Annotated in this window: 14 protein-coding genes; 5 read left to right on the forward strand and 9 right to left on the reverse strand. The window is 71.0% G+C overall.

Features of this window, described 5'->3' with window-relative positions:
* Nucleotides 1-6: 6 nt before the first annotated feature.
* The 7 genes from FRAEUI1C_RS06220 to FRAEUI1C_RS06250 form a co-directional block, all read right to left on the reverse strand.
* On the reverse strand, nucleotides 7-528 hold the full coding sequence (locus FRAEUI1C_RS06220) for a 3-hydroxyanthranilate 3,4-dioxygenase (RefSeq protein ID WP_013422436.1): 522 nt from the start codon (nucleotides 526-528) through the stop codon (nucleotides 7-9).
* Nucleotides 525-962, reverse strand: coding sequence for a RidA family protein (locus FRAEUI1C_RS06225; protein ID WP_013422437.1), 438 nt, complete (start codon nucleotides 960-962; stop codon nucleotides 525-527). Before FRAEUI1C_RS06225 ends, FRAEUI1C_RS06220 begins: the two co-directional genes overlap by 4 nt.
* Complete coding sequence (locus tag FRAEUI1C_RS06230) at nucleotides 955-1,752, reverse strand: 2-keto-4-pentenoate hydratase (RefSeq protein ID WP_013422438.1); 798 nt, start codon at nucleotides 1,750-1,752, stop codon at nucleotides 955-957. Before FRAEUI1C_RS06230 ends, FRAEUI1C_RS06225 begins: the two co-directional genes overlap by 8 nt.
* On the reverse strand, nucleotides 1,749-3,287 hold the full coding sequence (locus FRAEUI1C_RS06235) for a 2-hydroxymuconic semialdehyde dehydrogenase (RefSeq protein WP_013422439.1): 1,539 nt from the start codon (nucleotides 3,285-3,287) through the stop codon (nucleotides 1,749-1,751). The genes FRAEUI1C_RS06230 and FRAEUI1C_RS06235 overlap by 4 nt, the downstream gene beginning before the upstream one ends.
* A 150-nt stretch (nucleotides 3,288-3,437) precedes the next feature.
* Entirely contained in the window at nucleotides 3,438-4,397 is a 960-nt protein-coding gene (locus FRAEUI1C_RS06240; RefSeq protein WP_198318716.1) for an ABC transporter substrate-binding protein, read from the reverse strand.
* Nucleotides 4,398-4,585: 188 nt separating this feature from the next.
* Nucleotides 4,586-5,464: an ABC transporter permease gene (locus FRAEUI1C_RS06245; RefSeq protein ID WP_013422441.1), complete on the reverse strand. Its 879-nt coding sequence runs from the start codon at nucleotides 5,462-5,464 to the stop codon at nucleotides 4,586-4,588.
* Nucleotides 5,461-6,315, reverse strand: coding sequence for an ABC transporter ATP-binding protein (locus tag FRAEUI1C_RS06250; RefSeq protein WP_013422442.1), 855 nt, complete (start codon nucleotides 6,313-6,315; stop codon nucleotides 5,461-5,463). Before FRAEUI1C_RS06250 ends, FRAEUI1C_RS06245 begins: the two co-directional genes overlap by 4 nt.
* A gap of 178 nt (nucleotides 6,316-6,493) precedes the next feature.
* On the opposite strand from FRAEUI1C_RS06250, the gene FRAEUI1C_RS06255 reads away from it, so the two are divergent.
* The 5 genes from FRAEUI1C_RS06255 to FRAEUI1C_RS41820 all read left to right on the forward strand — a co-directional run bounded on the left by FRAEUI1C_RS06255 (nucleotide 6,494) and on the right by FRAEUI1C_RS41820 (nucleotide 11,321).
* Nucleotides 6,494-8,128: a sensor histidine kinase gene (locus FRAEUI1C_RS06255; protein WP_438270017.1), complete on the forward strand. Its 1,635-nt coding sequence runs from the start codon at nucleotides 6,494-6,496 to the stop codon at nucleotides 8,126-8,128.
* The gene (locus FRAEUI1C_RS06260) at nucleotides 8,125-8,823 is read left to right on the forward strand and encodes a response regulator (protein ID WP_013422444.1); all 699 of its coding nucleotides are present in this window, start codon (nucleotides 8,125-8,127) and stop codon (nucleotides 8,821-8,823) included. The genes FRAEUI1C_RS06255 and FRAEUI1C_RS06260 overlap by 4 nt, the downstream gene beginning before the upstream one ends.
* 65 nt (nucleotides 8,824-8,888) lie before the next feature.
* The gene (locus FRAEUI1C_RS06265; RefSeq protein WP_013422445.1) at nucleotides 8,889-10,040 is read left to right on the forward strand and encodes an acetyl-CoA C-acetyltransferase; all 1,152 of its coding nucleotides are present in this window, start codon (nucleotides 8,889-8,891) and stop codon (nucleotides 10,038-10,040) included.
* 29 nt (nucleotides 10,041-10,069) lie between these two features.
* Entirely contained in the window at nucleotides 10,070-10,879 is an 810-nt protein-coding gene (locus FRAEUI1C_RS06270; RefSeq protein WP_013422446.1) for an SDR family oxidoreductase, read from the forward strand.
* Nucleotides 10,880-10,970: 91 nt separating this feature from the next.
* Nucleotides 10,971-11,321 carry a ClpX C4-type zinc finger protein gene (locus FRAEUI1C_RS41820; protein WP_013422447.1) on the forward strand — a complete coding sequence of 117 codons (351 nt, stop codon included), beginning with the start codon at nucleotides 10,971-10,973 and terminating at the stop codon, nucleotides 11,319-11,321.
* 61 nt (nucleotides 11,322-11,382) lie between these two features.
* Here the strand turns inward: FRAEUI1C_RS41820 and FRAEUI1C_RS40105 are convergent, their stop codons facing one another.
* Nucleotides 11,383-11,874: a hypothetical protein gene (locus FRAEUI1C_RS40105; protein ID WP_013422448.1), complete on the reverse strand. Its 492-nt coding sequence runs from the start codon at nucleotides 11,872-11,874 to the stop codon at nucleotides 11,383-11,385.
* 77 nt (nucleotides 11,875-11,951) lie between these two features.
* Entirely contained in the window at nucleotides 11,952-13,556 is a 1,605-nt protein-coding gene (locus FRAEUI1C_RS06285) for a PqqD family peptide modification chaperone (protein WP_157735317.1), read from the reverse strand.
* Nucleotides 13,557-13,586: the final 30 nt, after the last annotated feature.

A 13,586-nucleotide genomic window follows, 5' to 3' on the forward strand; every position in this document is an offset into this window, starting at 1 on the left:
CCGGCGTCAGCCCCTTCCGGGGTGCACGGTGCCGCACTTCGGGCAGGTCCGGGCAGCTTCGTCGGCGTAGAACGCGCTGAACACCGGTGGCAGGTCCTTGACGATGTCGCGTACCTGCAATTCCGTCTCGTGCACCAGGGCCGCGCAGTCCGGGCAGTACCACTGGAACTTCTCCAGCAGCCCCTCCTCCCGGATCCGCTCCACGACCAGCCCGACGGAGCCCGCCTCCGGTCGCTGCGGCGAGTGCGGCACTCCCCGGGGCAGCAGCCAGGTCTCGCCCGCCCGGATGTCGATGCGCCGCGGGCTGCCGTCCTCGTCGATGACGTTGACGTGCATCGAGCCTCTGATCTGGTGGAACCACTCCTCGTACGGGTCGACGTGGTAGTCGGTGCGGGCGTTCGGGCCGCCGACGACCTGGACGATGTAGTCGTCCCCGACCACGAGCGTCTTGTTGCCGACCGGTGGCCTGAGCAGGTGCTGGTTCTCCTCGATCCAGGCGCCGAGGTTGATCGGCTGGGAGAGGCTCATGGCTCGGCCCTTCTCGGCACGTACGCGACGGCCTGCATCTCGATCAGCAACAACGGGTGCGGGAGCTGGTGGACGGCGACCGTCGTCCGGGTCGGCCCGGTCTCGTCGAAGAACTCGGCCCAGACCTCGTTGTAGCCGCCGAAGTCGTTCATGCTGACCAGGTAGGCCGTGACGTCCACGAGATCGGCCAGTCCGGCCCCGACTTCAGCGAGCAGTGCGCCCAGGTTCTCGATCACGGCTCTGGTCTGGGCCCGGATGTCCAGCGACGTCGTTCCCAACGGGTCGACCGCCGCGCCGACGAACGTGTTGTCGGGCCGCCGCGAGGACGTCCCGGACAGGTAGACGAGGTCGCCCGCTCGCCTCACATGCGGGAACCGCCCCCGTGGCGTCGCCGTCCCGGGGACCACCCTGGCCGAGCCGGAGGTCTCAGCCATCGGCCCCGCCCTCGTTCCCTGCCCTGGCGCGCACGCTCGCGGTGCCGAGGCCGAAGATCTCGACGCGCACCGGGCCGGCCCGCAGCGGCACGGCCGCCGTCGCGGCGCCGGCGAGGATCACCTGCCCGGCGCTCAGTGGGAACCCGTACTGACGGGCGAGTGGGACCAGGGCCCGCAGCGCGTTCAGCGGATGCCCGAGGATCTCCCTCGTGGACCCCGCCTCGACGGTCTCGTCGCCGGCGAACAGCTGGACCGACAGCGCGCCGAGTGTCTGCCGCCACGACTCGTGCATCGGCGGGCGCCACGTCCCGACGACGAAGAACGCGGCCGAGGTGTTGTCCGCGACGACGTCCGGCAGGCTGAACCGGAAGTCCGCGTACCGCGAGTCGATGATCTCCAGCGCCGCCGCGACCCCGCCGGTGCAGGCCACGATGTCCACGTCCGGGTCGCTCAGGTCGACGTCCCGGGCGAGCCGGAAGGCCACCTCCGGCTCCACCCGCGGATGGATCAGCGTCGTCAGGTCCACCGAGCCGCCGTCGGGCACCATCATCGCGTCGGTGAGCTGGCCGCAGATGATCTCGGAGATCCCCATTTGCTCCATCTTCGCCCGGCTCGTCATCCCGAGCTTCGTGCCGACCAGCCGCTCACCGCGCGCCAGCCGCCGGCCGACGACGGCCCGCTGGATCCGGTAGGCGTCGGCCAGCTCCAGCCCAGCCGGCAGCTGCGGCACCGCCGTGACCCGCAGCCGCGCGTCATCGAGATAGCCAGCCGTCTCCTCGATCGGCTTCACAGCGCCACACAGACGTTGGTCAGCTCGGTGTAGAAGTCCAGCGAGTGCTCGCCGCCCTCGCGGCCGATCCCGGACAGGCCGACGCCGCCGAAGGGCGAGCGCAGGTCCCGCAGGAACCAGGTGTTCACCCACGACAGCCCGACCCGCATCCGCTGCGCCACCCGGTGCCCGCGCGACAGGTTCGTCGTCCAGACCACCGAGGCCAGCCCGTAGTCGGTGTCGTTCGCGAGCCGGACCGCCTCGTCCTCGGTGTCGAACGGGACGATGGCCGCGCACGGCCCGAAGATCTCCTGGCGCAGCGGCGCGTCCGCGTTCGTCAGCCCGGTCCACAGCGTCGGCGAGATCCACGACCCGCCGTCCAGGCCGTCACCCAGCGCCGGGACCCCGCCGCCGACCAGCACCCGGGCCCCCTGCTCCTCGGCGAGCCGGTAGTACCCGAGCACCCTCTCCCGGTGCTCGGTGGAGATCAGCGGTCCGGTGGTGGTCGCCGGGTCGTCCGGTCGGCCGAGCCGCAGCGCCTCCGCCTGCTTGACCAGCCCGGCCACGACGTCGTCGAAGACCGGCCGTTCGACGTAGACCCGCTCCGTGCACAGGCAGACCTGGCCGGTGTTCGCGAACACCGAGCGGGTCAGCCCGGCGAGCGTCAGCTCCAGGTCGGCGTCCGCGAACACGACCGCCGCGTTCTTGCCGCCCAGCTCGAACGACACCGGCCGCACCCGCGGCGCGACCGTCCGCATGATCGCCGACCCGGTCGCCGACGAGCCGGTGAACGTCACCCCGTCGACGCCGGGATGCTCGGTGAGGAACTGTCCCGCCGACCCCGGCCCGAAGCCGTGCACCACGTTGTAGACGCCGTCCGGCACGCCCGCCTCGGCGAGCACCTCGGCCAGCAGCGTCGCCGTCGTCGGCGTCCACTCGCTCGGCTTGACCACGACGGCGTTCCCGCAGGCCAGCGCCGGCGCGACCTTCCAGGTCAGCAGCAGCAGCGGCAGGTTCCACGGGACGATCACGGCGACGACGCCGAGCGGCTTGCGGACGGCGTAGTTCAGCGCCTGCTTCCCGCCCGCGAGGTCGGTCAGGTAGCTCGGCGCCCCGGCGGCCGCGACCGTGTCGGCGAAGGCCCGGAAGTTCGCGACCGCGCGGGCCACGTCCAGCTCGCGGGCCTGGGCCAGCGGCTTGCCGGTGTCGCCGCTCTCGGCCAGCACGAACTCCTCGAACCGGGCCTCGATCCGGTCCGCGACCTTGCGCATCAGCCCGGTCCGCTGGGCGACCGACAGCGCGCCCCACGGTCCGTCGAGCGCGGCCCGGGCCGCCAGGACCGCCCGGTCGACCAGATCCTTGCCGGACTCCTGCACCCGGGAGCGGACCGAGCCGTCGACCGGGTCGACGTTGTCCCAGCTCGGGCCCGCGTCGACCGGACAACCGGCTACGAAGGCGCGCAGGACGGGCGGGTCCGCGCCGCCTGCCCCGGCGGTGCTCCGGGGTGCGGCTCGCCCGGCCGTCGTCGGGCCGACGGGGACGGTCGCGGAAGCCATGCCCACCAGTCTCGGGCGGCTCCATATGTTCCGCAAATACCGAGCAGGCGCTGGCGGCCGGGCCGTAGCCGCGATCGTTGGGTCGCACCGCACAGCCGCGCGGCGGCTCCGGATCAGCTCCGGAGCCGCCGCGGGTCTCCCGGGCCGGGCTCAGCCCTGGGCGCCGGCGGGCGTGGTGGTCGTGCTGAAGCCACCCACCTTGTTCGCCTGGATCGCGAAGTCGTTGGTGAACGTCGTCGACAGGTCGACCGATGATGTGGCCGACCCGATCAGCTCCTCCATTGCCAGCACGGTCTTCGGGCCGCCCGCTGGCATGATCCCGTCCGGCAGGAACTGGCCCTTGTCCTGGCTCAGCGCGCTGATGTAGTCCGCCTTGGAGATGACACTGTTCTGGACGTAGGCCGGTGGCAGGGCGTTGGCGATGTCCGTCGCGGTGTGGGTGTTGATCCAGTGCATGGTCGCCACGAGTGCGTCGACGACCCGCTGCGTCGCGTCCCTGTGGCTGTTGACCCAGCTGGTGAGGGCGATGACACCCGCGGCGGGCCAGGCGCCACCGAGCGCGGTGGTCGCGCCGGAGGTCGTCGCCAGGTCGATCGCCGAGTAGGCGATCCCCAGCTTCTGCATCGCGGTGACCGTCGGCTGGGTGGTCATGACACAGGCGGCGGAGCCACTCTTGACCGCGGCGATCGCGATGGATCCGGCTCCGACGGCGAGGCGGTGGAAGTCCGCGGACTTGAGGCCCTTCTGCGCCGCCAGGAATTTCGTGAGCGAATCAGTGCCGGAGCCGAGGTCGGTGACTCCCAGCGTCTTTCCGGCGAAGTCCGCCGCCGAGTGCACACCGCTGTTCGTGCCGCACATCTCGCGTTCGCCGGGCGCGCCGGACAGCTGCACGACGTCCTCGACAGCCTTGCCCTTCACCTGGAAGTCGATCGTGTGGTTGTACCAGGCTCCGGCCATGTCGACCTGGCCGGAAGCCATCGCGTCCTCGGCGCCGGTGCCGCCGTTGGACTCGGTGCTCAGTACGACGTTCACGCCGTACTTCTTGTAGAAGCCGAGCTGGTCGGCGAGCTTGTACGGCAGGTAGATCTGCTTGTCGATGCCACCGACCATGAGGCGCACGGTCGGGGTGCTCGTTCCCGAGCCGGATTTGGAAGAACCTGAGCCGCCTGAGCAGGCGACGGTTCCTAAGGTGAGAGCACCGACGACTGCGATGGCGGCCACGGATCTGCGCATGGCGAGTCAGCTTCCTTTCGAGGAATGGGCGGGGAGAACGTGCGGCAGGTGCCGGAGGGCGGCGGTCAGATGGCCGCGCTCTCCGTCGGGCTCGGGGGGCGCCAGGACAGGACCCGGTGCTCCAGCAGAGTGATCAGGTACTCGGCGACCAGGGTGATGACGGCGACGACGAGCATTCCGGCGAAGACGCCGTTCGGGTCGAGGTTGCCCTGGGAGGTGCGGATCACCAGGCCGACACCGTGCTGCGCGCCCAGCACCTCGCCGACGAGCGCGCCGACGATCGCGAAGCCGAAGGCCGTGTGAAGGCTCGCGATGATCCATGTCAGCGCGGACGGGAGCGTCACATGGCGGACGATCTGCAGTGTCGACGCGCCGAGCACCCGGACGTTGGACAGGATGGTCCGGTCGACCTCGCGCACGCCCTGGAAGGCGTTGAAGAAGACCACGAAGAAGACCAGCACGGCCGCGAGCAGCACCTTGGGGGTCGTCCCGACGCCGAACGCGACGATGAAGATCGAACCGAGGACGATACGCGGGATCGCGTTGACGACCTTGATATAAGGCCCGAGGACGTCGGCCAGGAAATGGTTCTGCCCCAGGCTGACGCCGAGGACGACCCCGGCGAGGGCACCGATGACGAAGCCGAACACGGCCTCCTTGAGCGTCGTGGCGATGTCCGTCCAGAACGACCCGAACTCCGTGCCGTGCTCGAACAGGTCGAGGGTCCGCCGCCAGATCCCGGTCGGCTGGCCGTAGAAGAACGGGTCGACGATCTTCAGGCTGGTGAACAGCTGCCAGCCACCGAGGACGACCACGGCGAAGAGCAGGCGCGCACCCCACACGGCCAGCCGGCGGCGCCGGCGTGCCCGGCGAGCCAGGGCCGAGGCTCGGTCCACCGTGGCGTCGGCGGGGACGGCCGCGGCCGACGTGGCGATGGTGCTCACGCGCTCGCCGCCGCGGTGCGCGCGTACGCGGCCTCGACCTCGTCCCGCAGCGAGCTCCAGATCTGCTGCTGAACGTCCAGGAACTGCCGGTCGAACCGGAGGTCCTGGACGGCGCCACGCGGGCGCGGCAGGTCGACGTCGTAGGAGGTCTTGACCGAGCCGGGGCCCGACGTCATGACGACGACCTGGTCGGCCAGGGCGACGGCCTCATCCAGGTCGTGCGTGATGAACACGACGGTGGGCCGCAACTGCTCCCACAGCGTGATCAGCTCGGTCTGCATGATCGCCTTGGTCTGGACGTCGAGCGCGCCGAACGGCTCGTCCATCAGCAGGATGCGGGGCTCGTTGATCAGCGCCGCGGCCATCGCGACCCGCTTGCGCATGCCGCCGGAGAGCTGATGCGGGTGGTGGTCCTCGAAGCCGCTCAGGCCGACCCGGCGCAGCCAGTCGCGCGCCGTGGCCTCGGCCTGCCGCCGGCCGCGGCCGTTGAGGACCGGCCCGAGCGCGACGTTGCCAAGTACGGTCTTCCATGGCAGGAGGGCATCCGCCTGGAACATGAAGCTGACGCCGTCGGTCAGCCCGTGTACCGGACGGCCGTCGACGGTGATCGTGCCGTCGCTGGGCTTCTCCAGGCCGCTGACCAGGCTGAGAGTGGTGGACTTACCGCAACCGGTGGGTCCGACGACGGCGCAGAAGCGTCCGGGCTCGACCCCGAACGTCACGTCTTTGATCGCGGTGAACGCGTGTCCCGCGGGGTCCAGGAACCGTTTGGTCACCCCGTCGAGTTCAATCCTGGCCCCCCCGAGGGCCGCGGACGCTTCGCCCGCGGTGGCGTTGGGTTTGCTGGCCATCGTGTCGGCTGACCTCCTCGGTCGACGTGTCGTCGGACACGGTCGGCAGCTGTGGTTGGCCGAACGTAAAGTGACGCTTCGGTGACGTCACGGTTTCGCGCGCATGTCGGGGTTTTGCGCGTTCTGCTCATGAATGGGCCCGTCGGTCACCTTGCCGGACCCTGTGATCCACCGCACAATGACGTCCGTGTCGCGCGGGATGAACCGGAAGCTGTCCACCCGAATCCTGATCAACCAGTTGCTGATCCTCGGTGCGACGGTTCTCATCGGTTTCGTCCTGTTCGCTCGCGTCGAGCGCGGCCAGCTGGACGGGCAGTACGAGCAGCGCGCCGCGGCCATCGCGCAGACCACCGCGGGCGTGCCCGACGTCATCGGGTGCCTGGAGGCCCCGCAGCCGCCCTGCTCGACACGGGTGGAGATGATCGCGGAGCGGATCCGCCGAGAGACGGGGGCCTCCTACGTCGTCGTCATCGACATGAACCGTGTCCGGCATTCGCACCCGATCGCGGCCCTGATCGGTCAGCAGGTCAGCGAGCCGATCGCGACGACGGACGGCCAGACGCACACCGGCATCGACAACGGGAGCACCGGGCGTTCCGCCAACGGCAAGGCGCCGATCTCCGGTGGTCGGGGGCAGCTGGTCGGTGAGGTGTCGGCCGGCATTCGCGAGAGCTCGGTCTCGCTGGCGCTGTGGCGGTCGCTGCCGGTCTACGCGCTCTGGTTCGCCGTGGCGCTCGCGTGCGGCGCGGTCGCCTCATGGCTGCTGGCGCGGCGCCTGAAGCGTCAGACGTTCGGCCTGGAGCTGGAGGAGATCTCGCTGCTGCTCCAGGAGCGAGAGGCGACCCTGCACGGCATCCGGGAGGGCATGATCGCGCTCGACCCGGGCGGGCGGGTCTCGATGATCAACGACGAGGCCAGGCGGCTGCTCGGCATCGGAACCGCCGGCGTGGGCAGGCGTCTCGACGAGCTGGTCGAGCCGGGGCGGTTGGCCGCTGTGCTGACCGGCCAGATCTCCGGTCCCGACGAGGTGGTGCTGACGGACGACTACTGCCTCACGGTCAACCGGATGCCCGTCACCCTCTACGGCCGGCCACACGGCGCGGTCGTCACGCTGCGGGACCGCACCGAGATGGCGGGGCTGCTGCGGGAGCTCGACAACGTCCGTGGCCTGACCGAATCCCTGCGCGCCCAGCAGCACGAGTTCTCCAACCGCATGCACACCGTCGCCGGGCTGCTGGAACTGGGCCATGCCGACGAGGCGCTCGGCTACCTCACGGAGCTGCATGCCCGCGAGGCCCGGTTCGGGGACGCCCTGGCGGCTCGCATCGCCTCACCGCTGATCGTCGGGCTGCTCGTCGGGAAGGCCGCCCAGGCCAGCGAGCGAGGCATCGCCCTGTCGATCGGTGAGGAGACCTGGCTCGGCGAGGTGCCGGACCTCGGCGACCCGCTGGTAACGATCATCGGAAACCTGATCGACAACGCGTTCGAGGCGCTGTCCAGCTCGGACCCGCCGGTCGTCGGCCCACGGGTCACGGTGGACCTGTTCGAGGACGAGGACGACGTGCGGGTCCGGGTGGTCGACAACGGACCGGGGATACCCGAGGGCGTCGGCCGGTCGGTCTTCCTCGACGGCTTCTCCACCAAGCCCGCGCGGGGAAGCCTTCGCCGTGGCCTCGGTCTCGCGCTCGTCCACCGTCTTGTCCAGCGGGTCGGTGGACACATCGACGTGTCCGAGGGCCCTGGCGCGGCCTTCGACGTCCGGCTCCCGAGGTGCGGCGAGACCATATCCGCGGGAGGGGTGCTCGTGGCGTGAGGAACAGTCCTATCCGGGTGCTGATTGTCGATGACGACTACCGCGTCGCCGGGATTCACGCCGCGTTTGTCGGCAGGGTGGACGGATTCGTCGCGATTGGCGCCGCGAACAGCGCCTCGACCGCGGTGGAGCTGGTCGACAGGCTGCGTCCCCACGTGATCCTTCTGGACATATACCTGCCAGATCGCGACGGCCTCTCCCTCATGCGCGCCCTCGCCGAGCGGAGCGATCCACCCGACTTCATCGCCATCACCGCGGCCCGCGACGTGAGCACCGTGCGTACGGCCATGCAGCTCGGTGCTGTCCACTATCTGGTCAAGCCATTCCGTTTCGCCGACCTGCGCGACCGACTGCTCTCCTACGCGGACCTGCGCCAGCGGATCGCCACCCTCGAGATCGGGGATGCCAGGCAGGAGGACGTCGACGAGCTGTTCGGAATGCTGCGTCGCCGGACTGTCCCGAAGATCCCGGTACCGTCGAAGGGACATTCGGCGCCGACCCTGGAGCTGGTCCGCAACGCCGTCGCGGCCGCGCCCGGCGAGGTCTCGGCCGTCGAGGTCGCCGCCGCGGTCGGAGTCAGCCGCGCCACCGCGCAGCGCTACCTGCGCTACCTGGCCGACCACGGCCTCCTTCGTCTACAGCTGCGCTACGGCGCGACCGGACGCCCCGAGCATCGCTACTTCCCCGCCACCTGAGGTTGAGCCGCTGGCGACCGGGAACCGGTGGTTTACCAAGCAAACGCTTGGTAGCGTGACCTGTCGTGCCAGCGGCCTACATCGTTGAAGCGGTCCGGACCCCGGTCGGGCGGCGCGGGGGCGCCCTGTCGGGCGTACACCCAGCCGACCTGGGGGCGGCCGCGATCAGCGCCCTGATGGAGCGTTCGGGCGTCGACCCGGCCGCGGTCGAGGACGTCATCTTCGGATGCGTCGACGCGGTCGGCCCGCAGGCCGGTGACATCGCCCGGACCTGCTGGCTGGTCGCCGGACTGCCCGACCACGTGCCGGGCACGACCGTCGACCGGCAGTGCGGCTCATCCCAGCAGGCCGTGCACTTCGCGGCGCAGGCGGTGCTGTCGGGCACGGCGGACCTGGTCGTCGCCGGTGGCGTGCAGAACATGAGCGCGATCCCGATCTCCTACGCCATGACCGCCGGGCAGGCGCTCGGCTTCGCCGACCCGTTCTCCGGCTCGCCGGGCTGGCGGGCGCGCTACGGCGACGGCGAGGTCTCCCAGTTCCGCTCGGCCGAGATGATCGCCGAGAAGTGGTCGCTGAGCCGGGACGTGATGGAGCGGTTCGCGGTCCGTTCGCACGAGCGGGCGATCGCGGCCCGCGCCGAGGGCCGGTTCGACCGGGAGATCGTGCCCGCGTTCGGCCTGACCGCCGACGAGGGCCCGCGCGAACCGAACTGGGCGAAGATCCGCTCCCTGCCGACGCTGATGCACGGTGGGCGGGTCACGGCGGCCACCGCGAGCCAGATCTCGGACGGCTCGGCCGCGCTGCTGATCGCCAGCGAGGCCGCGGTCCGGACCCACGGACTGACCCCACGCGCCCGCGTCGACCACATCTCCGTGCGCGGCGCGGACCCGGTCTGGATGCTGACCGCGCCGATCCCGGCGACCGCGCACGCGCTGGCGAAGGCCGGCCGCACACTCGACGACATCGACCTCGTCGAGATCAACGAGGCCTTCGCCTCCGTGGTGCTCGCCTGGGCCGCCGAGACCGGCGCGGACCCGGAGAAGGTGAACGTCAACGGCGGCGCGATCGCGCTGGGCCACCCGCTCGGCGCCACCGGTGCCCGCCTGATGACCACCCTGCTGCACGAGCTGGAGCGCACCGGCGGCCGGTTCGGCCTGCAGACCATGTGCGAGGGCGGCGGCCAGGCCAACGTCACCATCCTGGAACGGCTGGGCTGAGCCGGCGGCTCGGAAGCGGGGTCGGTCTTATGACGCAGGGCGAGATCGAGGCGGCGGTCGCGGTGGCCGGCAACGCTGCCCGGTACGACGGCCAGGCGGTGATCGTGACGGGCGGCACCCGGGGGATCGGCCGCTCGATCGCCCTGGCGTTCCTCGCGGCCGGCGCCGACGTGCTCGTCTGCGGCCGGTCACGACCGGACCTACTGCCGGCCGTAGCCGGCCGGGAGGCCAGCTTCGTCGCCGCGGACATCCGGGACGCGGCCGAGGCGAAGGGGGTCGTCACCGCGGCGGCCGACCGGTTCGGCCGGCTCGACGTCCTGGTGAACAACGCGGGCGGCGGTCCGGTCGCCGACGCGGCCACCGCCTCGCCCCGGTTCTTCGAACGGGTCGTCGCGCTCAACCTGCACGCCGCCTTCTACGTCGGCCAGCCCGCCAACGCGGTCATGCGGACCCAGCCCGGCGGCGGCGCGATCGTGAACATCGGCAGCGTCTCCGGCCGCCGCCCCGCGCCCGGCTCGGCCGCCTACGCGGCGGCCAAGGCCGGCCTGGTCGCGCTCACCTCGTCCCTCGCGCTGGAATGGGCGCCGAAGGTGCGGGTCAACCACGTGACGGTCGGGCTCGCGAACACCGCCGTCGACGCCGGCGGCTTCTACGGCGAGGCGACCGGCGCGATCGACGCCGTCGTCCCGATGGGCCGGGCCGCCCTGCCCGCCGACGTCGCCGCCGCCTGCCTCTACCTGGCCTCTCCGCTCGCCGGCTACGTCACCGGCGCCGACCTCGAGGTCCACGGCGGCGGCGAGCTCCCCGGCTTCTACGTGGCCACCAACAAGAACACCTGACGCCGCGTCGTCGAGAGCGCGTCAAGGTGTTCTTGACGCGCATAGGCGTCAGGCTTACCTTGACGGCATGGCTACTTCAGGAGCTTCCACAGTGACGACCAGTGAGCCGGCGCTCGCGCGCTGCTCGTTCTGCGGCAAGGACCAGAATTCGGTCGCCAAGCTGGTCGCAGGTCCGGGCGTCTACATCTGCAACGTCTGCGTCGACCTCTGCAACCAGATCATCCCGCTCCCGGCGCCCGAGCTCGGCTCCTGGGACGAACAGTCCGATGACGAGCTGCTCGCCAGCCTGGCCCGGATTCAGGCCGTCGTTTCCCAGGTCGACGCCGCTGTCCACCACCACGTGGACGCCCTGCGCCGCCGGGGAATCAGCTGGACCCGCATCGGCGAGACCCTCGGCGTGACGAAGCAGGCCGCGTGGGAGCGCTTCTCCGGCGAGGACTGAGGCCTCGCGGTCGGAGCGTTCCGCGGAACGCTCCGACCGCCCGGTCGCCCTGCCGAAAGGCCTAGAGAGGCACCAGCGTCGTGGTCGTTGCCGGCGCGAGCGTGGTGGTCGTCGGCGGTGCCAGTGTCGTGGTGGGTGCCAGCGTGGTGGTGGGTGCCAGCGTGGTGGTGGGTGCCAGCGTCGTCGTGGTCGTCGGTACGAGCGTCGTCGTGGGTGCGGGCGTCGTCGGTACGAGCGTGGTGGTCGGCGCGAGGGTCGTGGTGGGCACGAGTGTGGTCGTCGGCGCCGCGCTGGTAGTGGTGGACGGTGGCGCGGTGGTCGTCGTCGACGTGACCGGCGGCTTGGTCGTCGTCCGCGGTGGGTGCGTCGTGTGCGGCGGCCGTGTGGTGTGTGGCGGCCTCGGGCCGCACCACTTGCCGAGGGTGTTGACGGTGGGAACGCTGAAACCGAGCGCGACCATCTGCTTGAGGAAGGACCGCCGGCCGGTGCTGCCGGGAAGGCTGTCCTCGTCGGCCGGGCCGTCCGCCGAATCGTCCCGCGGGCGCTCCTGCATGTTCCCCCCTACATGTCATCCACCGAGGTCGCCAGATACCGAAGGCGCCTGGATACCGAGGGCGCCAAGATATCGCATCACGGTAAGGCGATCCCGGATTCCGCGAGAACCTCGATTTCGCGGAGCTGCGCGACGCAGGTGGCCACCTCGACGGACGGGGCCGGGGTCAGCGCGAAGATCTCGGCGAGCGACTCGGCGATCTGCGCGACGGTGCGGCCGCCGTCGCAGAGTTCCAGAATGACCGCGGCGGTGTTGTTCAGACGGTGTTCGCGCGGCGGGGAGCCCTGGCGAACCAGGAAGCCGTCCGTGAGCTGTATCACCTCGTTCCCCGGCGCGAGCACGGGCCGGTCGTCGTCCGACCGGTCGTAGGAGAAGTCGACCGCGGTGAGAATCCCGTCGGCAATACGTTCGCGAAGGTACCGGCGCGGGTCGTCCCAGGCGTTACGGAATTCCATAAAGGTGGGTGCGTCGTGTGGAAAATCCGCCAGGAGGCGTTCGTAGGCCCTTTGATGTACAGCCACCGTGAGGGGCGCGCTCCCGTCGCCGCCGGCCACGGACGCTGGTAGCAGGCACACGTCCCAGTCCCGGTCCGCGACCACCGCGAGCCGGTCCCGGTGATCCGGCCGGGTCGGTACCACCGGGCCGGCCGGGTCGTCGACCACGAGAACCTGGCCGTAGCCGCGCCGCGCCGCCGCCGTGAGAGCGGCCCGCCAGCGAGACAGCCGCCGCCACTCCGGATCGGCCGCCGGCCCGGCATCCGCCTGGACCCGCTCCACCCGCCAGGCGACGTCGGCCGGGTGGAGGTGGGCGTCGCAGGTCTCGTCGTCGCCGGCCACGCACAGAACCGCGTCGAAGACGGCCAGGGGATGCGCGGACTGGGCGCGGGCCTGCCCGAACACCGCGTCGGCGTCGACGTCCGGGCCGAGCAGCTCCCGGAAATGCTCCTCGATCGGCGCGTGATCCCAGCCGATCTCCGACCAGGCCACCTGGTAGTTCCGAATCCGGTCCTCCCACCGGTTCGCGTACCCGGTGCCGGCGGGCCGTGGGAAGCGGTGCAGCCAGCCCAGCCCGGGATGGCAGAGCACCCGTGCGCCCCGCTGCCGGAACTTCTCGTGCAGGTAGCCCTCCTCCGCGCCGAATCCGCGCAGCCTGGGGTTCAGCCCGGGCCACGCCTCCCGGCGGCAGGCGAACAGACCGAGCCCCTGCATCGCGATCTCGAACGGCTCACCGCTCGGGTCGTCGACCCGCGGGTCACGCCCCCACTGCCCGAACATGCCGGCGCCCCAGGTCGGCTCCAGATGCGTCGCGGCCGGCTCACCGAGACTGTCGTACAACAGCGGCCCCTGGAGCAGGTCCCGGCTTTCTGGATGGGCCTCGAACCAGTTCACCAGGTGGGTGAGCGCACCGGGCCGCAGCAGCACGTGTGAATCGACGCAGCAGACGATGTCCGCGTCGGTCTCGCGAAAGACCAGGTCACGCACGGCCGTGCCGCGATAGCCGGCGAAGGGGACGTATCGATAGCCGGGAATCCAGTCCGCCAGGGCCCGCAAAGGCTCCGCCGCGGCTCCCTCGGGGTGGTTGTCGATGACCACGAAGGACAGCTCCGCCGATACCTCGGACTGGTAGAGCCGTATCGCCTGGATCGTGAACCAGACCCCATCGAAGTCGTCGTAGGTCGCCATACCCACGCAAAGGCGTGGTAGCGCCCGGCC

This window comes from Pseudofrankia inefficax (genome assembly GCF_000166135.1).
GTDB lineage: Bacteria > Actinomycetota > Actinomycetes > Frankiales > Frankiaceae > Pseudofrankia > Pseudofrankia inefficax.

Coding starts and splice junctions, on each gene's coding strand:
- FRAEUI1C_RS06250 (WP_013422442.1), bottom strand. CDS start 6,315: ATGGCCAGCAAACCCAACGCCACCGCGGGCGAAGCGTCCGCGGCCCTC.
- FRAEUI1C_RS06225 (WP_013422437.1), bottom strand. CDS start 962: ATGGCTGAGACCTCCGGCTCGGCCAGGGTGGTCCCCGGGACGGCGACG.
- FRAEUI1C_RS06255 (WP_438270017.1), top strand. CDS start 6,494: ATGACGTCCGTGTCGCGCGGGATGAACCGGAAGCTGTCCACCCGAATC.
- FRAEUI1C_RS06235 (WP_013422439.1), bottom strand. CDS start 3,287: ATGGCTTCCGCGACCGTCCCCGTCGGCCCGACGACGGCCGGGCGAGCC.
- FRAEUI1C_RS06270 (WP_013422446.1), top strand. CDS start 10,070: ATGACGCAGGGCGAGATCGAGGCGGCGGTCGCGGTGGCCGGCAACGCT.
- FRAEUI1C_RS06220 (WP_013422436.1), bottom strand. CDS start 528: ATGAGCCTCTCCCAGCCGATCAACCTCGGCGCCTGGATCGAGGAGAAC.
- FRAEUI1C_RS40105 (WP_013422448.1), bottom strand. CDS start 11,874: ATGCAGGAGCGCCCGCGGGACGATTCGGCGGACGGCCCGGCCGACGAG.
- FRAEUI1C_RS06240 (WP_198318716.1), bottom strand. CDS start 4,397: ATGGTCGGTGGCATCGACAAGCAGATCTACCTGCCGTACAAGCTCGCC.
- FRAEUI1C_RS06285 (WP_157735317.1), bottom strand. CDS start 13,556: ATGGCGACCTACGACGACTTCGATGGGGTCTGGTTCACGATCCAGGCG.